The sequence below is a fragment of the Brevibacterium sp. LAARM3_SD1 genome (genome assembly GCF_057364765.1).
The window spans coordinates 1-24,176 of the sequence record NZ_JBNFOL010000004.1; the positions used below are offsets into that span (position 1 = coordinate 1).

15 protein-coding genes and 1 pseudogene are annotated in these 24,176 nt (G+C 64.5%); 8 read left to right on the forward strand and 8 right to left on the reverse strand.

All coding sequences use genetic code 11. The annotated features are described in order from the left end of the window. Positions 1-187: 187 nt before the first annotated feature. Together AC2W7L_RS02920 and AC2W7L_RS02925 are read right to left on the reverse strand one after the other, a co-directional pair. Complete coding sequence (locus AC2W7L_RS02920; RefSeq protein ID WP_486003195.1) at positions 188-3,208, reverse strand: UPF0182 family membrane protein; 3,021 nt, start codon at positions 3,206-3,208, stop codon at positions 188-190. Continuing rightward, a complete protein-coding gene (locus AC2W7L_RS02925) occupies positions 3,208-4,347 on the reverse strand; it encodes a YlbL family protein (protein WP_486003196.1) in 1,140 nt (379 codons plus the stop codon). Before AC2W7L_RS02925 ends, AC2W7L_RS02920 begins: the two co-directional genes overlap by 1 nt. Positions 4,348-4,627: 280 nt before the next feature. Here AC2W7L_RS02925 and AC2W7L_RS02930 point away from each other — a divergent pair, with 280 nt between their 5' ends. Continuing rightward, positions 4,628-5,944 carry a zinc-dependent metalloprotease gene (locus tag AC2W7L_RS02930; protein WP_486003197.1) on the forward strand — a complete coding sequence of 439 codons (1,317 nt, stop codon included), beginning with the start codon at positions 4,628-4,630 and terminating at the stop codon, positions 5,942-5,944. Beyond that, the gene (locus tag AC2W7L_RS02935) at positions 5,945-6,499 is read left to right on the forward strand and encodes an NUDIX hydrolase (protein ID WP_486003198.1); all 555 of its coding nucleotides are present in this window, start codon (positions 5,945-5,947) and stop codon (positions 6,497-6,499) included. Here the strand turns inward: AC2W7L_RS02935 and AC2W7L_RS02940 are convergent. Further along, on the reverse strand, positions 6,483-7,034 hold the full coding sequence (locus AC2W7L_RS02940; RefSeq protein WP_486003199.1) for a M48 metallopeptidase family protein: 552 nt from the start codon (positions 7,032-7,034) through the stop codon (positions 6,483-6,485). The genes AC2W7L_RS02935 and AC2W7L_RS02940 overlap by 17 nt on opposite strands. A 556-nt stretch (positions 7,035-7,590) precedes the next feature. Here AC2W7L_RS02940 and AC2W7L_RS02945 point away from each other — a divergent pair. Further along, the gene (locus AC2W7L_RS02945; RefSeq protein WP_486003200.1) at positions 7,591-8,493 is read left to right on the forward strand and encodes a hypothetical protein; all 903 of its coding nucleotides are present in this window, start codon (positions 7,591-7,593) and stop codon (positions 8,491-8,493) included. Here the strand turns inward: AC2W7L_RS02945 and AC2W7L_RS02950 are convergent. After that, positions 8,470-10,509 carry an ATP-dependent DNA helicase UvrD2 gene (locus tag AC2W7L_RS02950; protein ID WP_486003201.1) on the reverse strand — a complete coding sequence of 680 codons (2,040 nt, stop codon included), beginning with the start codon at positions 10,507-10,509 and terminating at the stop codon, positions 8,470-8,472. The two genes, AC2W7L_RS02945 and AC2W7L_RS02950, sit on opposite strands and share 24 nt — an antisense overlap. Next, positions 10,506-11,483, reverse strand: a complete 978-nt coding sequence (gene nudC / locus AC2W7L_RS02955) for an NAD(+) diphosphatase (RefSeq protein WP_486003202.1) — start codon at positions 11,481-11,483, stop codon at positions 10,506-10,508. The genes AC2W7L_RS02950 and nudC overlap by 4 nt, the downstream gene beginning before the upstream one ends. Positions 11,484-11,641: 158 nt before the next feature. Here nudC and AC2W7L_RS02960 point away from each other — a divergent pair, with 158 nt between their 5' ends. Next, positions 11,642-12,877, forward strand: a complete 1,236-nt coding sequence (locus AC2W7L_RS02960) for a protein kinase family protein (RefSeq protein WP_486003203.1) — start codon at positions 11,642-11,644, stop codon at positions 12,875-12,877. Positions 12,878-12,926: 49 nt separating this feature from the next. Here AC2W7L_RS02960 and AC2W7L_RS02965 read toward each other — a convergent pair whose 3' ends face one another. Both AC2W7L_RS02965 and AC2W7L_RS02970 read right to left on the reverse strand, forming a co-directional pair. Beyond that, a complete protein-coding gene (locus AC2W7L_RS02965) occupies positions 12,927-16,106 on the reverse strand; it encodes an ATP-dependent helicase (protein WP_486003204.1) in 3,180 nt (1,059 codons plus the stop codon). Continuing rightward, positions 16,106-19,425: pseudogene (locus tag AC2W7L_RS02970) on the reverse strand (PD-(D/E)XK nuclease family protein). Before AC2W7L_RS02970 ends, AC2W7L_RS02965 begins: the two are co-directional and overlap by 1 nt. Positions 19,426-19,540: 115 nt before the next feature. Between AC2W7L_RS02970 and AC2W7L_RS02975 the strand changes: the two are divergent. Together AC2W7L_RS02975 and AC2W7L_RS02980 are read left to right on the forward strand one after the other, a co-directional pair. Next, complete coding sequence (locus AC2W7L_RS02975) at positions 19,541-20,134, forward strand: TetR/AcrR family transcriptional regulator (RefSeq protein ID WP_486003205.1); 594 nt, start codon at positions 19,541-19,543, stop codon at positions 20,132-20,134. A gap of 120 nt (positions 20,135-20,254) precedes the next feature. Then, the gene (locus AC2W7L_RS02980; protein WP_167195666.1) at positions 20,255-20,476 is read left to right on the forward strand and encodes a DUF3107 domain-containing protein; all 222 of its coding nucleotides are present in this window, start codon (positions 20,255-20,257) and stop codon (positions 20,474-20,476) included. A gap of 85 nt (positions 20,477-20,561) precedes the next feature. On the opposite strand, the gene AC2W7L_RS02985 is transcribed toward AC2W7L_RS02980, so the two are convergent. Further along, on the reverse strand, positions 20,562-21,194 hold the full coding sequence (locus AC2W7L_RS02985; RefSeq protein WP_167195663.1) for a ferritin-like fold-containing protein: 633 nt from the start codon (positions 21,192-21,194) through the stop codon (positions 20,562-20,564). Positions 21,195-21,254: 60 nt separating this feature from the next. Between AC2W7L_RS02985 and AC2W7L_RS02990 the strand changes: the two genes are divergently transcribed. Both AC2W7L_RS02990 and AC2W7L_RS02995 read left to right on the forward strand, forming a co-directional pair. Continuing rightward, positions 21,255-22,787, forward strand: coding sequence for a DEAD/DEAH box helicase (locus tag AC2W7L_RS02990; protein WP_486003206.1), 1,533 nt, complete (start codon positions 21,255-21,257; stop codon positions 22,785-22,787). Between the two features lie 168 nt (positions 22,788-22,955). Next, positions 22,956-24,113: an acyltransferase gene (locus AC2W7L_RS02995; RefSeq protein WP_486003207.1), complete on the forward strand. Its 1,158-nt coding sequence runs from the start codon at positions 22,956-22,958 to the stop codon at positions 24,111-24,113. Positions 24,114-24,176: the final 63 nt, after the last annotated feature.

Sequence of the window (24,176 nt, forward strand, 5' to 3'; positions counted from 1 at the left end):
CCCAGCAACCTCGCGCGAGGTTGCTGGGCCGCCGTCAGGTAGTAACAAGGGTTGTCTGTGGGTTGGTGGAGCTCGGGTACTCCGCTGGGAACGACGGACGCCCCTGGGATGTCCCAGGGGCGCCCGTCTTGAGAGGCGCGAACTCCGTCGGCGCTGCCTCAGCGGGCCGAATCGGTCCGCCTCAGGCTCAGTTGCCCGAGTCACCGCCTTCGTCTGCCGGCGCCGAGGCGGGAGCGGAGGACTCGCCGCCCGCTCCATCCTCGGCGAGCGAGGGATCGGCCGCAACGGCATCCTCAAGCGCCTTCTTCAGACGGTCCTGCGCCTTGCCGTACTCGGCGAAGTCGCCGTCCTTCAGAGCGGCATCGGAGTCCTCCATGGCCTTCTTCGCCTCCTGCAGAGCGTCGTTGAGGGCCTTGTCCGGCGAGCCGGACGGGGAGTCCGCGTTCTCTCCGCCGGAAGTGGATCCCGATTCGCCGTCTCCGCTGTCCTCGGTGCCGGCGTCACCTGCGCTGGCTCCGGAGTCGCCGCCGAACACCTGGTCGAGCGCTTCGTCGAGGGTCGGGGCGAACCCGATGTCCTCGCCGAAGGCCACGAGCACGTGCTGCAGCAGCGGGTAGGAGGTCTCTCCGGCGGACCGGACGTAGACCGGCTGGACGTAGAGCAGGCCGCCGCCGATCGGCAGAGTCAGCAGGTTGCCGTTCTCGACTTCGGACTCACCCTGACGCAGCAGGTTCAGGCTGCGCTGCACATCGGGTGCGGTGTTGAAGTTGTTCTGTGCCTGACCAGGTCCGGGCACAGTGGTATTGCGCGGCAGCTGCAGCAGTCTCAGCTTGCCGTAGCCTTCGGCAGTCTCGCCCTTCTTGTTCCCGGCATCGGCATCAGCCGAGAGGAAGCCGGTGAGGTTGTTGCGCGACTGTCCCTCGGACGATCGAGCAGGAATGTACGAGCTCGTCAGCGAGAACGACGGCGACTGCTGACCCGGCATCTGCAGGGTCATGTAGAACGGCGGCTGCGTCAGTCCGCTGCTCGCCTTCGTCGTCGGATCCGTCGGCAGGGTCCAGAAGTCCTGACCGGAGTAGAACTCACTGGCGGAGGTGACATGGTACTTCGTGAGCAGGTCACGCTGAACCTTGAACAGGTCCTCCGGGTAGCGGACGTGGCTCATCAGATCACCGGACATCTCCGAGGAGGACTTGATGAGTCCGGGGAACACCTTCATCCAGGTCTTGAGAACCGGATCGTCCTTGTCCCACTGGTACATGTCGACTGAACCGTCATAGGCGTCGACGGTGATCTTCACCGAGTTCCTGATGTAATTGACCTCATCATCCGGCAGAGTCGCCACCGAATCCGGAGCCGACGCCGTGGTCGAATCCTCGGTCGCCTGCTGGAGCGGCTGCGGTGTCGAGTACGGGTAGTCCTCGGCAGTCGTGTATCCGTCGAGGATCCACTTGATCTTCCCGTCCACAACGGCCGGGTACGGATCGCCGTCGACCTTGAGGAAGGGAGCGAGCTTCTCCACACGCTCACGTGGGTGACGGTCGTAGAGGATCTGGGATTCCTCATTGAGGGCGTCCGAGAGAAGGATCTGCTCGTCCTGGAACTTCAGAGCGTAGGCGAGACGGTTGAATACATTGCCCACCGACGGTCCGCCGTCACCGGAGAAGGTGTTGTTCACCTGACCGGAGCCGCTCTTCTCATCGGAGGGATAGTCGAGCTCACGCGGAGTCGCACCCTTCGGAGCACCGACGATCGAGTAGTCCGGAGAGGACTCGCCGAAGTACACGCGCGGCTCGTATTCGGGGAACTCACCCTTCGGGGGAATATCCGACTCCATGAACAGTGGTTCGCCGTCCGGGTTGCGCTGGTTTCCGTTGGCCGCGACCACACCGAATCCGTGGGTGTAGACGATCGCCCGGTTGAACCAGCTCTGATTGTTCACCGAGCTCGGGGCGAGTTCGCGCACGGAGATCACGGTGTCTCGCATCTCTCCGTCGATGTCGTAGCGGTCGACATCGAGCTTCTGCGGGAACGAGTAGTACGGGCGCACCTGCTGCAGCTGGCGGAAGGTGTCCGAGACGAGGTTCGGATCCAGCAGACGGATCGAGGCCGCGGTCTCGGCGTCCTTGCGCAGGTCGCCCTTCTTGCCGCTGGTGCTCGGCGAGTACGGAGTCACCTCGATGTCATCGAAGTCGAACGCTTCACGCGTGGCATCGATGTTGTGCTGGATGTACTCCGATTCCTTGCTCTGCTGAGACGGGTTGACCTGGAACTGCTGAAGCAGCGCCGGGTAGGCGATGATCGAGACGCCGCCGAGCACGATGAGCGTGAGCGTAGCGATGATCGAGATCCGCCAGTTGCCCTTCCACGCCGTGTAGACGAACAGCAGCGCCACCAGGACCGCCGCGATGGCGACGATCGCCATCGCAGGCAGGGCGGCACGATCGTCGACATAGGTGACGCCCGGGACGATTCCGCCGGCAGCGGTCATCCGATCGTAGCGGGAGAGCCACAGCCGACCGGCCTGAACCATGACGAGCACCGCCACGGTGATGCCCAGCTGCCACTGAGCGGCCTTCGTCAGAATGATGCCCTTCTGCTCCCCCGGACGGATGCCGCCGAAGAGGTAGTGGGCGACGAGTGCTGCGATGAGGGCCATGAGCAGAGCCATGCCCAGCTGGTTGCCGATGAGGCGCAGACCGGGCAGGACGAAGACGAAGAACGACTTGTCGAGACCGAACTGAGGATCCTTCGAGCCGAAGGACGTCGAGTTGATCCACTCGAGGATCGTGTTCCAATGCGCCGAGGCGGTGATGCCGGCGAGGACACCCATGACTGCCGGAATCGCGATCGTCGCGACCCGACGCAGAGGCTCGATGGCCTCACGATAGCGATCGAGGTTCTCCTGTCGCGGAGTCGTCGGCGCGTAGACGGGGCGATGGCGGTAGGCCAGGTGCAGACTCAGCCAGACCGGGACGGCCATGACGATGAATCCGGCGAGGAACGTCAGTCCGCGGGTGAGCCACATGGTGCGGAAGATGTTTGCCGCGTCGATCTGGCGGAACCACAGCACCTCGGTATACACCTGGGTGAAGGCGATGAAGGCGATCAGCAGGATCGCCACAGACACGAGGGTGAGCAGCAGCGGCGAACGTCTTGGCCGATTCGCCGGCATGCGTGCGGAGGTGGGTGAGGACGAGGTGCTCACTACTGCCCTTTCTCATTGTTGTCGGCACCATCGGCAGGACACTTCGGCAGGTCCGAGGTGTTGCCGGCGGCGTACTGCTCCACGGTGGTCTGCGCGTCATCGAGAGTATCGATGCGCGCCACCGTGATCTTGGATTGGTCTGCGGCGGCCATGACCTCCGCACAGTTGTCGGCGGGAGAGAGGAACAGCGTCGCTCCCTTCTCGGTGGCGGCAGCCACCTTCTGGCGGGCACCGCCGATGGGGCCGACGGTTCCGCCGGGGGTGATCTCCCCCGTGCCGGCGACATGCTTGCCGCCGGTCATCGCACCGGGCGTGAGCTCATCGATGATGGCCAGAGCGAACATCGTCCCTGCCGAGGGGCCGCCGACGCCGTCGACGTTGAACTTCACGTCAACGGGGAATTCGAAGTCCTGCTTCATCGTGATGCCGATCGCCTTGCGGTCATCGACCGTCGCGGGAGTCAGCGTAAGGGTCTTCTTCTTTCCTTCGCGCTCGATTCCGAGTTCGACGGAGTCCGATTCCAGCACGGTCCTGCTCATGATCTGTGCGGCCTCGGGATCGGAATCCAACTTCTCTCCGTTGACCGACATGAGCCGGTCGCCCTTGCGCAGCTTGCCCTGCGCGGGAGCATCGGCGACGACGTCGTCGACCGACAGATGCACGGAATAGGATTTGTCCATCTGGCCCATGGCGGCCGCGATGGCGACGTCCTGACTCGAGGACATCTCGACCGCGTTCGATTCGGTCACGTCCTCACGAGTGGTTTCCAAAGGGTAGTACGCCTCCGTGGGGACCACGGTCTGCTCGCCGTTGATGAGCGCGCCGAGCGCCTGCGAGGCATAGATGTCGCGGCCGGGCCCGCCGCTGACGGCGACGGTGAGCATGTCGATGCGACCTGCAGTCGGATAGGTCTTGGCTCCGGAGACGCTGATCATCGGGTCGCCCTGGTAGTCGCCGAGGGTGTTGAAAACCGGTCCCGGCAGCTGAAGCATGTACGGAACCGGCAGAAGCACGGCCAAAGCGATGAAGACGTAGGTGAGGACGCCCGAAGTCGTTGCCAGACGTGGAGTCCGACGTCGTTTGGTGCCGCGTGTCGATGCCGGTGACGCCGGCACGGCCCGAGGGGCGTTCTCTGTCATGTAGTCCTTTCGCTGCACCGCCCCACCAGTCTAGTTGAAACCTCAGTGTCCTTTTCACAGACTCCTTTCGCCCGGTGCGAACATCCTGCGAAACCTCCCGGAATTGGGAAGCTTCGCACATTCGGAACCGTTAACGTTGAGTCAAACCGATTCTTGGGGGCTGTAGAACAATGACCGATGACAACAACAACGAGCAGAATCCGTTCGAGCAGATCTTCGGAATGCTCTTCGGCGCCAATGGTCCCGGATCCGTCAGGGAGACGACAAGAACAGTTCGGGCATGCCGCAGGGCTTCCCGATCGATCCGGCGATGATGTCCACGATCATGAGCCAGATGCAGGGGCTCTTCGGCCAGGGTGCCGACCCGCAGGCGCAGGCCGTGTCGATCGCGCAGAAGGCCGTGCCCACTCCCGACCCCGCAGTGTCCGAGGACTCCGAACGAGCCACGACCGATGCGTTTCGTCTGGCCGAACTCTGGCTGGCAGAGGCCACCGACTTCTCCGTCGCCAACCGCTCCGCTCGTCCCCTGCGCCGCGCCGATTGGGTCAAGGAGACGATGCCCGGCTGGCAGAAGTTCGTACTGCCCATCAAGGAGAACATGTCCTCGGCACTGACCGATACGTTGGAGTCCCAGGTCCCGGCCGAGATGAAGGGCATCCTCGCGGGTGCTTCGTCCATGTTCGGTTCGATGAGCGATTCGATGTTCGCCATGCAGATCGGACAGGCCGTCGGTGCGCTGTCCGAAAGCGTCCTCACCGGCACCGAGGTGGGACTGCCCCTGCTCCCCTACGACACCGCCGTGGTCATCGAGCAGAACGTCGAAACGTTCGCTTCGGAGATCGATGTCGACGTCTCCGAGGTCCGCATCTACCTCGCGGCTCAGGAGCTCGCCCACCTGGCGCTGTTCGAGCGCGCGCCGTGGCTGAGTGCCCAGGTGGAGACGGCCCTGACTCGCTATGCGCAGGGACTGAAGGTCGACACCTCGCAGATCGAGGACATGGCATCGAACATCGATCCCTCGAACATCTCCGACCTCAGCGACAATATCCGCCAGGGACTGTTCAACCCGCCGACGACAGAGGACCAGAAGAAGGCGCTGACGTCCCTGGAGAACCTCCTCGCCGTCATCGCCGGCTGGGTCGACGTCGTCGTCTACGAGGCCTGCAAGCATCTGCCCGGCCGCGATCAGGTCCGCGAGGCTCTGCGCCGTCGCCGGGCAACCGCGGGACCGGCGGAGAAGACCTTCTCCACTCTCGTCGGTCTCCAGTTCAATCCCCGTCGCCTTCGCGATGCGGCTGCGCTGTTCGCCTACCTCGAGACGCAGGGCGGGGCCGAAGCCCGCGATCGTGTGTTCTCTCACCCGGATCTGCTGCCGACCACACAGGACCTCGATGACCCACTGGGATACTCCGAGCGTCGTCATGCCGAGTGGACCAATGAGTCGAGCATCGATGAGGCGCTGTCACGCATCCTCGCCGAGGGCCTCGACGGGGCCGGCGGCAGCGACGCCGAATCGACCGACAGTTCAGAGGATTCGGGATCTGATGACTCCGGATCGACTGACGAAGACAGCTCCGACGATCCCGACGATCGCTGAATGATCGATCTCGACACCGTCCGACGGGAAGTGGAGCGCGGACCGCAGAATACATTCTCCGCGTCGTTCGCAGAGCTCTTCGACCGGCAGGGTGCCGATTCCCTGCGCCGCTCCGGCGGCGAGCACCACGTCACCGCCAGCTGCCTGGTCATCGACCCGGCTGCCGAGGCGGTTCTGCTCAACCACCACCGGAAGGCTGGTCTGTGGGGTCAGTTCGGCGGCCACCTCGAACCTGTCGACACCTCACTCCGTGATGCCGCGCGACGAGAGGCTGAAGAGGAAAGCGGTCTGCGGCCGCTTGCCCGCATCACAGCGGCCCCGATCGATCTGCATGTGCACGACCTGTCGGCCGCGTTCGGGACCTGCACCCGTCATTTCGACGTCGTCTTCGCCGCGCAGGCATCGACTGATGATTCGCCACATGTGTCGGATGAGTCCTTCGACGTCGCGTGGTTCCGGCTCGATCGGCTGCCCGATGGCCTCATGCCCGATCTGCCGGACCGGTTGCCCGGCCTCTTCCGCTCAGCCGCGGCAGCGCTCAGCTCCCGCGACTGAATCGCTCTCCGTCGCTGAAGCCTTCGAGATAGAGCTTCGCGTCCGACTGCTGCGGATGACGATCGGCCAAGGCATGGAATTCCTTCGAATGCGGGCCGATCTGAAGGTGGACGAGCTCATGGACCACCACGGTCTCCAACACCCAGCGGGGCACTGACTGCAGGCGGTGGGAGATGCGGATATCACCCGTCGATGTCGTCGTCGATGCCCACCTGCTGACATTCTGATTCGTCACCCAGCGGATCGACGCCGGCCGCAGCTTCCCACTGAAGTACCGTCGGCTCATCTCGTCGGCCAGTTCGACGAGATCGGCGTCCGAGGAATGGTCACGGGCGGAGAGACGATTGAACAGGTCCGTCAGCGATCGGATGTTGTGTTCCACGCTGTAGCGCACGGGAGTGCGCAGCACGTAGGTCTCGATCTCCTTCGAGACCGCGACGGTCTTCTTCCGCCGCGCCGATCGGCGCACTTCGATCTCGCCCCGGGCGATCGCCCTCAGCACTTCTTCTTCACTCCACCGCTGTGCTCTGCTCACCGGACCATCATAGGAAACGGCACTGACGCGGTGACAGCGTCAATGGAATGGCTCTCAACACGAACGCACTCCGGGATCCCGAGTTTGTGAGTTTCCTGAGTCTGTCGAAAAATCAGGGGCGATTCCCTCGTCCACAGCCGCCTCGGCGATACCGCTCCCCGCAGAACGGGAGCGGAGCCGTCCGGGAGCCGATTTATCAACAGCCGGATAGACACTCAAGGCACCTTTCCTCCACAGACTCCACGGCGATTCCCACAGGTTATCCACACGCTGTTGACGTGTCTGTGCATGACGGTGCATTGACGCGGAGGCTTTTGCGGAATAAGTTCTATGCTTGACCCCGGAAAACCCGAGGATGCGTGCGGAAGGGGAAGCCGCACGAGTCTTCGCGAGCGCCTGGGGCACTATGCGGCTGAGGGCATGTCGGGACACGTTTCCCGGCCTGTCCTCAGCCGTTTTTCCACAGGGTTATCCACAGCCGATCCCCTGCCGTGGCTATTCCGGCTCTCGTTCACTACCGTGGAAGTCTCCACAATGCCGAGGCGAAGGGGCCGAGATGTTCAGAATCTTTCCGAGCGTTCCGATCACATGGCGTTCGTCCTCGTGCATCCAGTTCGGTGCCGATGATCCTGTGCTCATCGATGGTCTGCTGCCCGGCGATGCCAGTCTCATCGAGGATCTCCGCCTCGGCATCGGCTCGGCTCAGTTCTATGCGCGCGCTCAGGAGCTCGGGGTCGACCTCAGCAGGGCAAGTTCCCTCATCACCCTCCTCGGCGAGGCGAGTGTGCTCGTCCCCGACGATGCAGACAGCGGCACTGTGCCGAAAGGGTCACCGGTCTTCGCCGCCGCGCGTACATTCAATCTGTCGCCGGATCGCGTCTCACAAGTCCTCGGATCGCGGCCGGTCCTGGTCACCGGCCCGCTGCGTGCCCATCTCGGCGGACAGCTGGCCGCCCTCGGATTCGCCGTCGCCGCGGATCACCGTGTCGAAGAGCTCGACCTCATGGCGGCACCAGTGGTGATCACGAGTTCACATCTGGTTCCGGATCTGAATTCCGCGATGTGGCTCAGCGATCGCGAAGTCGACCACTGCCAAGTCGTCCTCGGTGAGCAGGCGGTGGAGATCACGGGGCTCATCCGTCCCGGGTCGACGCCGTGCTCTGTCTGCGCATGCCTGCATAGAAAGGACAGTGATGCCGGGTGGCTCGATCAGCATCCGCGTCTGCGTGCTCTACCCGAACGTGAGAGCCTGAGCGACCCCGCAGCGCGGATCCTCGGTTCAGCACATGTCGTCCAGATGCTGCGCCAGGCCCTGCTGCGACCCGAGGTGGAACCCGTCCGTCGAGTGGTCACCTTGGATGCGGGAGAGATCACGGACACCGGACTGGTTTTCCACGACCGGTGCCGATGTCGCACACCGGTCCCCGACTTCGGGTCAGTCGCCGAGCAGACCCAGTAGGTTCGCTCCGTAGAGTTCGAGTTTGGTCGCACCGATCCCGGGGACCCGAGCGAGTTCGTCGAGGCTGCGCGGCCGAACCTCTGCGATGACCGACAGCGAGGTGTCCGTGAGCACGAGGTAGGGCGGCAGCCCCTGCTCCATTCCGATCCGAACCCTCCACCGGCGCAGACGGTCCAACAGCTCGAGGTCGATGTCGGCAGGGCAGTTAGAGCATCGTCCGACGGCACGATCGACCTGTGAGACCAATGCCCGCCCGCAGCTGCTGCAGCGGTTGAGAGTCGCAGAGCTCGACGGTGCGCGACCGTCCCCCATCGTCGGCCCGGACTGCCCGAGTTCGGTGAGGAAGCGCGAGGATCTCCGCGGCTTCTGCTTCGAATCGAACCTGGCCAGCGACCAGCTCATCCGCAGGTCTGTGCCGGCACGAGTCAGTGCCACATAGAACAGACGCCGCTCCTCGGCGATAGCTCTCGGTGTCTGGGCGTAGCTGATGGGCAGCAATCCTTCGCTGAGGCCCACCAGGTGCACGCTGTCCCATTCCAAGCCCTTCGCGGCGTGGAAGGACGCCAGAGTGACGCCTTCGATGTCCGGGGCGAACTGATGCTCGGCACGATCCGACAGATCGTCTAGGAAGACCTCCATCGGCACGGGCAGCTCCTGACCGTGCTGATGTTCTTCGGCGAGGTCGACGAGAGCTTTGAGCGATTCCCAGCGCTGCCTGCCGGCTCCGGCCGCAGGCGGCTCACGAGTGAAGCCGAGTGAACCGAGGACCTCCATCACAGCTTCTGGCAGACGCTGACCGCTCGAGGTCGCTCGTGCGGCTTTGAGCATGAGCACGGCTTCTTTGACTTCTTTCCGAGCGAAGAAGCGCTCTCCGCCACGCAGCACGTAGGGGATTCCGGCTGCGGCCAGCGCTTGCTCGTAGGACGGGCTCTGCCCGTTGGTGCGGAAGAGGACCGCGATGTTGCGAGGACGCCGTCCTGCCTGGATCTCGGCGGAGATTGCTTGGACCACTCCGGTGGCCTCGGCCTCGTCGGTCGGATACTCCACCATACGCGGCTGACGGCCTATGGGGTTGTCGGTCCGCAGAGTCAGCGCGGTCCGCGAGGTGTGCCGCAGCAGATTGTTCGCCGTGGACACGATGGCCTGGGACGACCGGTAGTTGCGCACCAATCGGATCGTTCTGGCCTCGGGCATCGAGGTGCTCAGCGATCCGAGCAGACTCGCGTCGGCTCCGGCGAAGGTATAGATCGTCTGGGCGGGATCACCGACGACACAGAGATTGTCACGGGGGCCCAGCCACCGGGAGAGCACATCGTATTGAAGCGGCGAGACGTCTTGGAATTCGTCGACGACGAAGTGTCTGTACTGTTCGCGGATCTCGGCCGCGATGGCAGGATACTCGGCCAGAACACCCGACAGCACGAGGAGCACATCGTCGAAGTCGAGCAGCCGTCCTCGCGTCTTCGCCTCCCCGTAGGCTTCGAAGATCCGAACCATGTCCTCGACACTCAGCTGGCCGGGGAGGTCCCGGGCCGCCGCCTTCGTCGCATAGTCTTCGACACCGAGCAGGGAAGACGCCGCGAACTCGATCTCCGACGCGACGTCTCTGGTCAGCTCCCGGCTGGTCTCCAGCCCGAGACTCTGCATGACCGAGCCGATGATGCCCGCCTTGTTCTCGATGATCCGCGGAAAATCTCCCTCGGCGAATCGGTCCCAGAAGAACCGCAGCTGACGCAGCGCCGCGGAGTGGAACGTGCGCGCCTGAACCGCAGGAACTCCGAGACCGCGCAATCGTGAACGCATCTCCCCCGCTGCTTTCGCTGTGAAGGTCAGAGCGAGGACATGGTTTGCCGGGAACACCTCGGAGGCGATTCCATAGGCGATCCGGTGCGTCATGGCGCGGGTCTTGCCTGTGCCCGCACCGGCGAGGACGATCACCGGAGAGTCGAAGTGGGTGGCGACAGCACGCTGTTCATCGTCCAGGGCCTCGAGCAGGGCCGTGGCCGAAGCGTTCATGCGTTGTCCAACCAGCTGTGCAGGAGCTGACCGGCGATGGAGATCGTCGACGGGGCGCGCACCTCACTACTGGCAATGGCGTCCTTCAGCTCCTCCCGGGTGAACCAGCGCAGGGAGGCGATCTCCGCTTCGTCAGCGGCGAAGTCGCGGCTGGGAGCGACTGCCGAGAAGCCGAGCATGAGCGAACAGGGAAACGGCCACGGCTGGGAGCCCAGATACCGCGGTTCGGTGACTTCGAGGTGAGCTTCTTCCCAGATCTCGCGAATCACGGCGTGTTCGAGCGTCTCCCCCGGTTCGACGAATCCGGCCAAGAGCGAATACCGATCGGACTCCCACGCGGCGTTGTTGCCCAACAGGACACGCTCGACACCGTCCTCTTCGGTGTTGACGATGACGACGATGACGGCAGGATCGGTGCGGGGAAAGTGTTCGCTTCCGGTCTCCGGGTCGCGGCGGACCCATCCGCCCAGGACGGGAGTGGTCGGGGTGCCGGTGCGCGGTGAGAATCGGTGAGCGCGATGCCAGTTTCCCAAGCCGACGATCTCACAGGCCAGGGAGACCTGCACATCGTCGAGAGCCTCGGCGAGATGACGCAGGGGCAGCCAGACAGGTTCGGAACTGTCGATGCCCTCGCCCGGCGCGGTGAGCTGGTCGGAGGCGTCCCGGGCGCGTGAAGCGTCCAGTCGAGCATCGATGTGGCTGCGACCGTCGTCGTCCAGGGACACTCCGATATAACGGGTGCCCTGCGGATCACGACCGAGGTAGACCTCCGTCTGTCTTTCCGGAACCTGTTCGCGGTCTGTCAGGAACAGTCCGCCGCCGGCGACGAGCAGCGTCCCGCGATGTTCGAAGACGGCTCGGGCCCCTGAGGCCCAGATCTCGCTGAGGTCTCCGTCGTGGCCCCGAGTCAGATGGTCCCGATCGATTCCGTGTCGGGCGAGACTGATCGGCTGCACTGGAGGCAATGGCTTCATGCCCTCCACGATATCTCAGCGTCCTGACACAACGACCCTGACCGTGCCTGCCCGAGCGGAACCGAAAGTCGCCTCAGCAGACACGCTCGACGGCGAGTCCCGTGTCTCAGCCGAACCCAGACGGTAGATTGGGGAAGGTGGATACCAAGGCGCTCAAGTTGACTGCGATCGCGGCGACGATGCTCGACGGCTTCGTCCCGACCTCATGGACTCCCCTGCCGCCGTTGGACGCCGGAGTCAGAGTCCTGCTCGACGATGACGATCAGCAGCTCGTCGCAACGGCTCAGACCCAACTCGATCGGACCGCGGACATCGGCTCGTCTGCTGAGGCCGGACGCATCTACGAGTCCATGTATCCGCATGCGGACTTCGTCTGGCCGCGCCTGCGGGCCATCACCGAGGTGGACGCCGACTACTTCGACACCACGTCTCCGACGACGGTGACGCTGGCCGATCCGCTGCCGGGTGCACCCCTGGGAGATGTGCCCATCGCCGACACCTCGCGGGCGAGTTCCTTGGCGCAGGCTCTGGCGACTCTGCATTCGGCAGCGCCCGAGCCCGTCTCCGATGCGGGCTTCCCGGTGGAGGATCCTTCGCGATCGCAGTTCCTCATCCTCGAACGTCTCGATCAGGCGGCGAGCACCGGTCGAGTGCCGTCGTCTCTGCTGCAGCACTGGGAAGAGGAATTCGAGAAGGTCGCGCTCTGGCACTTCCTCGCCACACCCATCCACGGCTCTCTCGATGAGACGAGCGTCTATACCGATCAGGAGCGAGTGCTCGCACTCGCGGAGATCGGACGTCTGCGCGTCGCCGATCCGGCCATCGATCTGGCAGCGGCTTCTGCGCTGATCGATCCTGCCGCCCTGCCGACCTTCTACGAGGAATACCGCAACTCCCGGCCCCGCGCGGATGAGCACGTCATCGCCCGTGCCGAGCTGTTGGCCGAATTCGCAGTGCTCGACTGGCTGCTCGAAGCCGTCGACTCCGGGGATGAGACGGCGATCGAGGATGCCGCCGAGCTCCTCCGTTCATTCAATGAGGTCCTCTTCGGCAGCACAGCCGATGACACTGCACCCGCTCAGGGGCCGACCGCGGATTCCGCTGCCGGTTCTGCCGGTGATGCGGTCTCTGGCAAAGCCGCCTCTCGTGATGCGCAGAGCTCTCGCGGTGCACAGCCAGCGACGGCAGCGGCAGGAACCGACTCCCCCGACGTCGAAGCCGCGATCACAGAGACCGCAGCCGCCGATGTGTTCATTCCCGGAGCTCAACCAGCGGCAACAGGCTCAGATGACGATTCAGAGTTCGACTCCGAGCCGGGATCGCAGGTGCGGACCGAACCGACTCGGGACTCCGACGAAGGTGATAACGGGGAAGAGACCGGCCGGATCCGCTGATCTCAGCCGGAATCCGCTGTACTCGGCCGAAGTCCCGGCTCCACTGAACTCAGCCGAGATCGTTGGCTTCCAGCCATGCGACGACGTCGGCCTCGTCAGGAAGATCCGTGAACTGCACGATCTCATCGCTGCCGACGAAGTAGAACGTCCCGGTCACCTCGGTGATCTCCGGATGCACGCGCAGAATCGCGAACCGGTAGAGCGCCAGCTGCCATTTCATCACTTCGAGCACTGCGGCATCGGGCTTCTTCGACGTCTTCCAATCCACGACTTCGGCATGATCCCCGGTGATGAAGACGGCATCGATCTTCCCCGGCACCCGGAATCTGCCGAGGACGAGTTCGAAGGACATCTCCACATGGTCGGCTCGACGCGTCGCGAACTCGGAGGCTGAGAACGTCGCCTGCAGACGTTCGATCGTCTCGGCGTCGATCGGTCGCACCGATTCGTCTTCGCCGATGTCGATGCTCGACTGACCGAAATGCTGTTCCACCCAGGAATGGAAGGTCGTTCCGATCTCGGCCGCTCGGCTCGGCGGAGTCGGGATCGGGCGGAGGGTCTGCGTACGGAATCCCTGAGGGTCCCGTCGCCAGGCGACCAGGGCCGTCGCCGACAGGCGATCGGGCATCGCCGCCGCGGACATGGATTCTGGGCGGGCGCCGATGCGCAGGGCCTGAGAGGCGAAGCGTCCGATCACTCCCGGCTCTTCAGCCAGAGACTCCAAGCTGACGTCCGGGCTCGCGTCGACCCAGCCTGCCGCTCGCTGTGCGGCGGCGACCTGCCTCGTGCGGGGCACCGGCCATGGGGTGGTCTCGATCCGGTCCGCCGCCGATTCGTCGGCCGGTTCGGGAATTTCCACCTCCAGCCCCAGGGCCTCGATCGCTTCGGTGAGGAAGGGCGAGGGATCGTCGGGGACGGCGCGTGAGCCCATCAGTTCCGCTCCCAGCCACAGATGCCTCTTGGCGCGGGTGAATGCCACATAGGCCAGGCGGCGCTCCTCCCCCTCGTGCGCGTCGGCGATCCGTGGGCGGATGAAGTCTCCGATCCACTCGTCCAGGGCCTTCTTCGTATCGAATTCGGCTTCCCGCAGGTCGAAGTCGACGAGATGAGCGCGGTCACCGCGCAGCGGGTACGGCAGGGCGGTGCGGTCCATCCACCCTTCCTTGTCCCGCGGTTCGGTCGGAAAGTCCTTGACCACCAGGGAGGGAACGGCGACGGCGTCGAACTCCAGGCCCTTCGAGGCGTGGACGGTCATGATGTTGATCGCGTCCGCTGCCGTCGTCGGTTCAGCGACGCTGAGGGCATCGTGGGCTTCCATGAGGCTGAGCCAGGACAGGAAGCCGGTGATCGAGGGTTTGTCATCGGTGGCCGAATACTGGCTGGCCGCGGACAGGAACGCGTCGACGGACGCTCGGTGCAGATTGCGCAGGGAGTCGCTGAGACCCCAGATATCCGAATCGATTCCGGTCTCTGACATGGCGGTGCGGATGATCGAGGCGACGGTGCCCGTACCCGACCGGGTGGCTCGCAGCGCGCGTGCCAGCCGCACCAGACGATGCAGCGCCTCCGAGCTCAGACCGGATTGCTCGTAATCGGCGACAAGTCCTTTGTCGGCACCTGTTCGCGCTCCCTGGTCGAGAGCACGTTGGACCTCGATGAGTTCATCGATGCCCTCGACGATCGTCGCCTGGTCGATGGCTTCGGCGATGACATCCTCGGTGGCCGGTTCAGCCCTGTCTGCGGCTCGCCTCTCCGTCTGACGACGGGTGAAGGCCTGCAGTCCCGCAATGTCGCCCGCGCCGAGGCCGAGCATCCGTCCGCTGATGAGCCTCATAATCTCGTCACCGGCCATCGGATCGACCGCAGCGGTGAGCACCGCACGCAGATCGGCGACGAAGGGGTCGGTCAGCAGCCCGGAGGAGCCATGGACATGAACGGCGAACCCGGCGGCCTCCAAGGCCGCCGCAACCGGTGCGAAGTGGGCGCGTTTGCGACACAGCACGGCTTTCGACGAACCTGCGGGGACGGTGCGGAACCATTCCGTGAGTGCACGCAGGCCGTTGGTGAGGAAATCAGGGTCGTGGGCACCGGAGCTGATCTCGACGCTGACTTCTCCGTCTCCGGCTCCATCGCGGGCCGACAGCGGGGACTCATTGCTGTCGGCGAGTCCGGCGGCGATGCGGTTGGCGGCCTGCAGGATCGTCCGGTCGTTGCGCCAGCTCGTGCTCAGAGACAGGGATTCGACATCGCGGAAATCCGAGGAGAACCGGACCATGTTGTCCGCACTGGCACCGCGCCAGCCGTAGATGGCCTGGCGGGGATCGCCGACCGCGGTGACCGCAGTGGAATGGAAGAGATCGCGCAGGAGCTTCAGCTGAGCCACCGAAGTGTCTTGGAACTCGTCGAGGAGGACGATCTTCCACCGGGCCCTTTCGGCCTCGGCTGCGGCCGGCACCTCGTCGAGGATGCGCTGAGCGAATCGCACTTGGTCGGAGAAATCCATGGCCAGGTTGCGGCGTTTCGCACGCATATAGGCATCGGCTAGCCGAGCCGTTCGGATCTTGGCTTCGAGCTTCGCCCGTCGCCCGTTGGGGTCGACGGGTTTTCCTTTGCTGGACACCAGCGCGGCCAGGCACTGCTCGAGATAGTTCGTGACTTCGTCGACATCTCGACCGTGATCATTCATCTGCCCGGCCAAGGCGATGATGTCGGCGATCATCGTCTCGCGTGAGAAGTCTCCGGGGATCTCGTCGGGTGGTGTGGAATCGATGAGATTCCCTGCGATGGTGTGCGCTGCAGCGTCATCCAGGAGGACCGTTTCGGGTTCGATGCCGATGCTCACCCCGTGTTCGCTGACGATCGATGCGGCGTAGGAGTTGTATGTGGACACGGTCGGGTTGTCGAGACCGGGCAGGGACAGGTCCTGGCCGCGCCCGAGGTTGTGCCGCAGGCGGGACAGCAGCAGGCGAATGCGTCCGCCGAGTTCACCGACGGCTTTGCGAGTGAAGGTCAGCCCGAGGATCTCTTCCGGAGAGACGTACTCATTCGCGACCAGCCACACCACGCGCTGCGAGATGACGGTGGTCTTTCCGGAACCGGCCCCGGCAGTGACTTTCATCGACTGTGCGGGGTCCGCTTCGATGATCACCTTCTGCTCGGGGCTGGGTGGGAAAGCCTGGGCAGGCTCGGCAGCCGTGAGCTCGGCAAGGCGCTCGGCGGTGAAGCGCATCAGGTCTCCTCCAACATCTTCGGACCGATCGCCGGGCACGATGATCGGACGGGGCACGACAGGCACTTCTGCGGGTCCACCCGGGCTGGGAAGCTCGCGGCACGCATCCTGCCGGACACGTCGTCGATGAGCTCTCGCGCCCAGTCGGGGTTCTCATCGACGTCCAGCGCCGACTGCTCCCGAACCGTTCGGGCAGACTTGCGCAGGAAGACGAGTTCGGCGCCGAAGGCATGCGCGTCGATCTCCCGGTCCTCACCGACCCTGATGGTGCCGGAATTGATCGCCTCCTGATACACACCAGCTGGGCGTGCCGGTCCATCTCCTTGCCGGCGACGACATTCCTGCCGGTCTTGAAGTCGACGATGCGCAGTCCGCCCTCGACTTCCTCGACTCGATCGAGTCGTCCGGTGACCTTCCACTCACGTCCGTCTGCGTCCACACCGACCGCATAGACCTGCGCTTCGACTCCGACGAGGCGGCCCGGCGTCTTCTTGATGTAATCGCCGAGGCGCTCGGCCATACTCATCGCCACGTCGAATTCCCGTTCGCGTTCCCATTCCGCATCGAATTCCAGAGACGCGAACTCCGTTTCCACAAAGCTTCGGATCGCTGAGGTGGGTCCTTCCGGATAGTTCTCGGCGGCGGCGTGGATGATGGTTCCGAGATTCTGGGCCGTCGACATCGGGCGGTCACCGCCGTTGCGGGTGAGGAACCACCGCAGGGAGCAGTCGGTGAATGCTTCGACCTGGGAGGGCGAGACGCGGACCGTATCCGAGTCTGTGTAGAGCGGCTCATTCGTGGTGACGTCCTCTGCTTCGCGCCACTGCGTCGGTGATTCCACCGCCAGAGAGGCGTTCGAGAGTGCCCGCATCAGTGCCGCCCACGACTGTGTGTCCGGGTCCGGCATCCCAGAGCCGTCCGGCGTCTCAGAGCTCTCCGGGCTCTCGTCCGGGTTGGTCTCCGAAGCCGCCGTCGCAGCACTCGTGCCTTCGTCATATTCGGCTGCCGCGGTCTGCAACAGGTGGGCACGAGCGTGCGCAGCCATCTCCGGCAGCGTCAGCGGAGGCAGCTCATCCTCATGAGTGATCGCATAGCCGTCGCCTGCCTCGGAGCCCGTAGCCGAGCCGGCGGCGAGCACATCGAAGAATGGGGACGGTTCGGTCTCCGCATCGGTGACTGCCGTGACGATCACGAGTTCCTGGGCCCGGCTGAGTGCGGTGTAGAACAGCTCGCCTTCCTCGCGCAGGTTCGTCCTTTTCGCATGGGCGTGGTAGCCGGGGTCGCCCGTGACCGTCTCACCGGTGGCAAGCACCGCTGTGAGGTCGGTGAGGCCGAGGATTCCGCCGCGCAGCTTCGGGTTCGGCCACACGCCTTCGTTGACTTCGGCGATGATCACCAGAGGCACACGCACATGGGCGAGAGAGGACGGCGTGCCCACCAGGACGTGATCGGCGAATCCGGCGGTATCGGCCAGGGAGTCCTGGGCGATGTCCTGTTCGGCGACGATGCCGGCGAACGACCGGGCGGTGAATCCGCCGCGGTCGGCGATCTTCTCGGCCAAGGCGAAGAGTCGCAGCACGGAATCGAGATAGCCGTTGGTCACCGATTCCGGATCACGCAGGGCTTCGGACTGCCATCTCTCCGCGACCCCGGCTGCGTCCCAGATGCTCCACAGCGCCTGGTGGGGGTCGGTCGTGCCGACCTCCGCCGCGGCGTGGAGCATCCGCGAAATGGTGGCCAGTCCCTGTGGGGACGAGTCGTCGATGGGGCTGCGCAATGCCTGAGCCAGCGATGCCGTGCTGTTGGGCGCCGGGAACTGCCTGCGCACTGCGCGACGGAAACGGCGGATCTGTACGGGGTCGAGGCGGACGTAGATGCTGCCGGCCAGTGACAGGGCGAGTTCGGCGATCGATTCGTCATCGTCGAAATCCGGAGAGACCGAGAGCAGGTCCAACAGCGGCGCGGTCGCGGGGTCGACGTTGAGTGGCTGCATCAGAGTGGCGATCGAGACCCCCGATGCTCGCAGTTCGTTGGCGATCGCGCGGGCGTTCGAGGAGTTGCGGCAGACGAGCGCGACATCGGACCAGCTGTGGCCCTGTTCGACGAAGTTCATGATCCGTCGGGCCAGGTACCGGTGTCCGGACGCACTGCCCTCGAACACATGCGTCTCCACTGGAGTTTCCACCGCAGCGGGAGTCGGCTCCTCGGGTGGTGCCGCGGGCAGAGACTCGGCCGATTCCGCCGCTGGAGATACGGCCGCATCCTCAGACGGTCGCGGCCGGGGCATGTGTCCGATCGACCAGCGCGTGGTGATCCTGGCGCCGAAGCCGTCGATGACCGTCGCCAGGGCCGGATCGACATCCCACTGACGCTCCAGGACGACCGATTCGAAACCGGCTTCGATCGCGGCGCGATCGATGATCGACGCGTCGGCTCCGTGGAAACGTCCGGTCACCGTCTCGGGCGAGCCGAACAGAGCGATGGCGCTCCCCCTGGCGCGCAGTTGTTCGAGGATTCCCCAACTGGCGGCAGGGAAGTCCTGTACCCCGTCGGCCAGCACCACGGTGGGCAATCGGTCGGGGGCGAACGTCCACGAACGTCCGGCCGTCACCTCGGCGGGTTCACGGAGGATCTCGAAAGCGGCGAGGGCGAGAACGGTCGCGGAGTCGACGCCCCCGTATCCGGGCATGGACATGATGCCCAGATATTCGTCGAGGATCTCAGCCACGGCCTCCCACCGAGGGTCAGGGTTGTCGGCAAGGGCACGATCCAGGGCGCTGCGACCGAAGTCGAAGACGTGCTCGGAGGTCTCCGACGACGGGCTGGGAGTGCGCATGCCGAAGTCGAACTCCATCACGCGGTTGAGCGCGTCGCGGACCTCGGTTCGGAAGGCCGAGGTCGAGCGCACCTCGGCGGTGATCTCCGCCGGCCACGCCGGGCCGCGGGAATGGCCCAGTTCGTGGCCGCCGAGGAGATCGGCGAGAAACACATCCTGATCGGCACCGGAGATGAATTCGAGGTCCTCCCCGGTCCGCGTCGTATGTGCGGCACGGGCGATGCCGTACGCGAACGACGCCAGACTGCGGGCCGGGGCGGAGGACAGAACGGCATCGGCAGGCAGCTGAAGACGGTTGCGCAGCACATCGGCGTGATCACGGTCGGGTGTGAGAACGAGGACCGAGGCGGGGTCGATCGTCGACACCAGCTGTGCATAGAGCGACTCGAGCAGAGTCGTCTTCCCGGTTCCCGGCCGCCCGATGATATTCAGGCAGCCGCCGGAGAGCAGGGTGCTGCCCATCCGCTGCGTCATCTCATCCATACTCGTATTCCATCACGGCCCGCTGACATGAGACTTCCGAGCCCCTGACCGGCGCGTCGTCAATGTGACAGCGCGGATGCCCGATGCACAGCCTGTCTTCGCGTAGCATTGAAGAATGTCGAGTCCACAACAGAGATTGCCCCGTGTCCAGCGCCGCGACCAATTAGTGGGAGTCGCACGCTCCGTTTTCGCCACCCGTGGATATCGGACGACCTCAATGGACATGATCGCTGAGGCAGCCGGTGTGTCCAAGCCTGTGCTCTATCAGCACTTCGATTCCAAGCAGGACCTCTACCTGGCCCTCATCGATTCCTCGGCGGCGCACCTCGACTCCCGTCTGGCCGAGGCACTGGGATCGACCAACGATCCGCATGAGCAGGTCCACGCCACCTATCGCGCCTATTTCGACTTCGTGGTCTCACACCGCGAGGAGTTCGTCATCATCTTCAATTCGGATGTCTACGAGCCGAAGGCCGAGCAGAAGCTGCGCGCGCTGCGCGAGAGTTCGGCGACGCGAGTCGTCTCCGCCCTGAAGAACTTCGCCCGCCTCAGCGACGATGAGGCGCAGCTGGTGTGCCGGGCTCTCATCGGCACTGCCGAGGTCGTCGTTAAGCAGATCGACTCGCAGCGTGGTGTCGACGTCGACACAGCCGTCAATCTGCTCACCCAGATGAGCTGGGGCGGTCTGCGGTCGTTCGCTGATCGCTGACGTCACTCCGGCCCCTCAGCCCTCAGCGGAATCCGCAGGGAAGAAACCCATGCCTGCGGACGTTAAGCTGAACACAGTCCAATCCGTCAACGGTCACCGAGCATCGGCACAAGGAGCACCATGGAAATCAAGATCGGCGTCAAGCAGACTCAGCGCGAGATCATCCTCGAAACGGACGAAGATGCGAAGGCACTAGCAGCCCGCGTCGAAGAGACGATCCAGTCCGAGGGGCTGCTGACCTTCACCGACACGAAGGGCCGTCAGGTGTTCGTTCCCTCCGCTTCGCTCGGCTACCTCGAAATCGGTGCCGAGTCACCGCGTCGTGTGGGCTTCAGCGCCTGAGAAACACATCAACAGCAGCAGGGCCCCGGTCATGATGACCGGGGCCCTGCTGCATCCGCTGCGGAATGGTGTCTCAGATACAGAGTCAGGCGACGAGGCCGAGTGCCGACATCCGCTTCGAATGGTTCGACGTCACCGCCGGGATCAGTTCGACGACGAGGTCTTCGTCGAGGCCGAGGACCGGGTCGGTGAGCAGACTGCGGGCACGGCCCAGGGTCTCTGCGACGAGCTTGCGCCCCCACAGGGCCAGCCGCGAAGCCAGCTGTGTGTCGACGGCCACTTCGGATGTCAGACGATTGCGCGCATATTCGCTGGCACGTGTATCATCGAGAATTGCAATAGCCAGGCTGTATCCGGGCTCCGCGAGTTCGTTCACCGCCGTGCGGTAGAAATCATTCATGATTCCGTCGAAGACGAATCCCTTCATGAGGCTTTCGTACCAGTCGCGAGGACGAGTCCTTTCAGCCAGAGTGCTGAAGGTCGGTTCGAAATGCTGACAGAGCTCGATCACATCCTGGCCCATCTGATCGATGTGCTGTGAGAGCTGTTCGAAGTTCGCGAATGACTGAGAGGCCAGCCGCGCCAGGATGACTTTGTCATCCAGATCCGCTGCGGTCGTCGCGTTAGTGGCCATACGTTCGAAACCGGTCAGCTCGCCGAACGCCAGAAGTGCGAGCGTCGCAGCATCATTACCGGCCAATGGGACAGAATCGGGCATAGTTCAAGACTACCGGTTCGCACCATGACAAGCGCATACGCGCTAAAAGGAGTTTGGAATATGGCGGAGACGGAAGCGGATTTCGCGGAACTGGGAGTCGCCGGACCGATCGTGGCCTCGCTGGCCTCGGCAGGAATCACCCACCCCTTCCCCATTCAGGCGCTGACGCTGCCCGTGGCACTGTCGGGCGCCGATATCATCGGGCAGGCGAAGACGGGCACCGGAAAGACCCTGGGATTCGGCATCCCCCTTCTCCAGCGCGTCGTCGGCAAGACCGAGGATTCGTCGGTCACCTCCGACCCGGAATCGACTCCGGACAGCGTGGGCGATGGCAAGGAGCCGCGTCTGCCGCAGGCCCTCGTCGTCGTTCCCACCCGTGAGCTGGCCAAGCAAGTTGCGGCCGATCTCGTCACCGCCTCCGTCCAGCGCGATATCGACATCATGACGATCTACGGCGGCATGGACTTCGACCCGCAGATCAACCGCCTCAAGTCCGGCGTCGACGTCGTCGTCGGCACGCCCGGTCGCCTTCTCGATCTCTATGGTCGCAAGATCCTCAAGCTCCACCGCGTGCGCACCGTGGTCCTCGACGAAGCCGACGAGATGCTCGACCTCGGCTTCCTGCCCGATGTCGAGAAGATCGTCAACGCCGTGCCCGCGCACCGCCAGACGATGCTCTTCTCCGCCACCATGCCGGGAGCGGTCATCACCCTGGCCCGGCGGTACATGAATCAGCCCACCCACATCCGCGCACAGGATCATGAGGACCTGTCGCTGACGGGCAAGAACACGACGCAGTTCGTCTACCGTGCCCACTCGATGGACAAATCCGAGCTCGTCGCCCGCATGCTCCAGGCCGAGGGCCGCGGTCGCACGATCATCTTCACCCGCACCAAGCGCACCGCCGACAAGCTCGCCGCCGAACTCGAGGATCGCGGATTCGCGGTCAAGGCCCTCCACGGAGATCTTGGTCAGTCCCAGCGCGAGAAGGCACTGAAGTCCTTCCGCGACGGAAAGGTCGACGTGCTCGTGGCCACGGATGTCGCGGCCCGCGGAATCGACATCGACGATGTCACCCACGTCGTGAACTATCAGTGTCCCGAGGACGAGAAGACCTACGTCCATCGCATCGGACGCACCGGTCGAGCCGGCAACTCCGGTGTCGCCATGACCTTGGTCGACTGGGATGACATGCCCCGCTGGCGCCTCATCAACAAGGCCCTGGGCCTCGATTTCGATGAGCCCGCGGAGACCTATTCGACCTCCCCGCACTTCTTCTCCGACCTCGGCATTCCGAAGGGCACCAAGGGTCGGCTGCCGCGCCAGCACTCCGACGGTGAGGACGAGAAGTCCACCGGTGAGCGCAAGGGCCGTGGGTCCGATCGTCGCGGTTCCGGTCGCGGCCGTTCCGAATCCCGCCGAGGCGGCTCGTCCGACCGTCGTGACTCCTCCTCCGCCTCCGGTGGCGAAGACCGCAAGCCGCGCCGCCAGCGCAGCCGTCGCCGCACCCGCGGCGGCAAGCCGGTCAACCGCGCGCAGAGCGGTCAGACAGGTCAGGGCGGCCACCAGGCCACCGACTCCAGCGAGGACTGATCCGTCCGCAGGCGAGAGCGATTCGCCGCGCAGACTTTACGTAGGGCCCCGACCACCCGGTCGGGGCCCTACGTTCATCCTGTGTTCAATTCGACCCCCGATCCCGTTCAATTCTGTGACCGATGATGATCGGACGTCATGTCATCGAGTACGAACGAGAGTGAGTCATTGTTCGGTTCACGCCGGTTGGACGACGAGTCCCCCGCAGCTCCTGCCCGGGTCGACCTCTCCACCGCGGAGCCGACGACGACACCTTCCCCGACCACACAGCCTGAGGCCCCGACCGCACAGTCCCAGACCCCGACTGCGCAGCCGAGGACCCCGAAGACGCATCGCCATGACGTCGACGTCATGCGAGTGCTCGCCGGACTCACCGTCATGATCGGCCATTCGGGCGGCGTCCTCATCGGGCGCGCCGACAAGGGCAGCGATGCCTGGTGGCTCGGCCACCTCGCCGAGGCGGTCAATCCCTGGGCCGTGCCGATGTTCTTCATGATCGCCGGTTGGGCCGTGCTCGCCGGCGCACCCCCACGCACCGAAGCGAAGATGTGGGACCGCATCGTCCGCCATGTCGTGCCCTTGGCCGCCTGGTCGGTCATCTTCGTGCTCGGCTTCAACCTCTTCGACACCGATGAGGTCAACGTCCGCCACGACCTCGCCCGCAGCTTCCTCGAAGCCGGACGACCGGCCTTCCACCTGTGGTATCTCTACGCGTACGTTCCGCTCATCCTCGTCTTCGGCACGCTCGTCCTGTTCTGGAAGGGACAGCGCCCGTGGAAGCTCGCGACCCTCGCCGTCGTTCTCGCGGGATCGACCGTCTGGGCTCCATTCGCGCTCGAACTCATCGGCTCGGATCAGGATGCATGGAAATGGGGCTTCGCGACGTATCAGGTCGTCTACTTCACCGTCGGGGCCTTCGTCATCCACCACGCATATGAGCTGCGTCCGCCGATCTGGACGCTGTGCCTGCTCTTCGCAGTCTCGGCGCTCGGCGTGCTGTGGTGGGAGTCGCGACGGTCCTATCCGATCGAGAATGCGAACCCGCTCATCATCGGACTCGCTATCAGCGTCATCCTCCTCGTCTCGCGCATCCGCCTCGGCGAGCGGACGAAGAAGGTCTTCACGACGATGGCGACGGCATCATTCGGTGCGTTCCTCGTCCACGTGTTCTTCCTCGAGCTCTTCTTCGAACGCCTCTTCGACGTCGATGCTGCGCCGGTCCTGCTCGTCATCCAGTATCTGGGTCTGCTCGTCCTCATGGCCGCCCTGTCCTATGGGCTGAGCTTCGCTTGGGGAAAGCTGCATCTGCGCAGAATCCTCGGCTGACCTCAGCCCTGAGATGACGTCGGGGTCGGTCCCGGGGTGCAGGTTGGCGCGGCCAGCGGCTGT

Coding starts and splice junctions, on each gene's coding strand:
- AC2W7L_RS02950 (WP_486003201.1), bottom strand. CDS start 10,509: ATGAACGCTTCGGCCACGGCCCTGCTCGAGGCCCTGGACGATGAACAG.
- AC2W7L_RS02985 (WP_167195663.1), bottom strand. CDS start 21,194: ATGCCCGATTCTGTCCCATTGGCCGGTAATGATGCTGCGACGCTCGCA.
- AC2W7L_RS02925 (WP_486003196.1), bottom strand. CDS start 4,347: ATGACAGAGAACGCCCCTCGGGCCGTGCCGGCGTCACCGGCATCGACA.
- AC2W7L_RS02980 (WP_167195666.1), top strand. CDS start 20,255: ATGGAAATCAAGATCGGCGTCAAGCAGACTCAGCGCGAGATCATCCTC.
- nudC (WP_486003202.1), bottom strand. CDS start 11,483: ATGAAGCCATTGCCTCCAGTGCAGCCGATCAGTCTCGCCCGACACGGA.
- AC2W7L_RS02945 (WP_486003200.1), top strand. CDS start 7,591: ATGTTCAGAATCTTTCCGAGCGTTCCGATCACATGGCGTTCGTCCTCG.
- AC2W7L_RS02990 (WP_486003206.1), top strand. CDS start 21,255: ATGGCGGAGACGGAAGCGGATTTCGCGGAACTGGGAGTCGCCGGACCG.
- AC2W7L_RS02935 (WP_486003198.1), top strand. CDS start 5,945: ATGATCGATCTCGACACCGTCCGACGGGAAGTGGAGCGCGGACCGCAG.
- AC2W7L_RS02930 (WP_486003197.1), top strand. CDS start 4,628: ATGCCGCAGGGCTTCCCGATCGATCCGGCGATGATGTCCACGATCATG.
- AC2W7L_RS02965 (WP_486003204.1), bottom strand. CDS start 16,106: ATGCGCTTCACCGCCGAGCGCCTTGCCGAGCTCACGGCTGCCGAGCCT.
- AC2W7L_RS02975 (WP_486003205.1), top strand. CDS start 19,541: ATGTCGAGTCCACAACAGAGATTGCCCCGTGTCCAGCGCCGCGACCAA.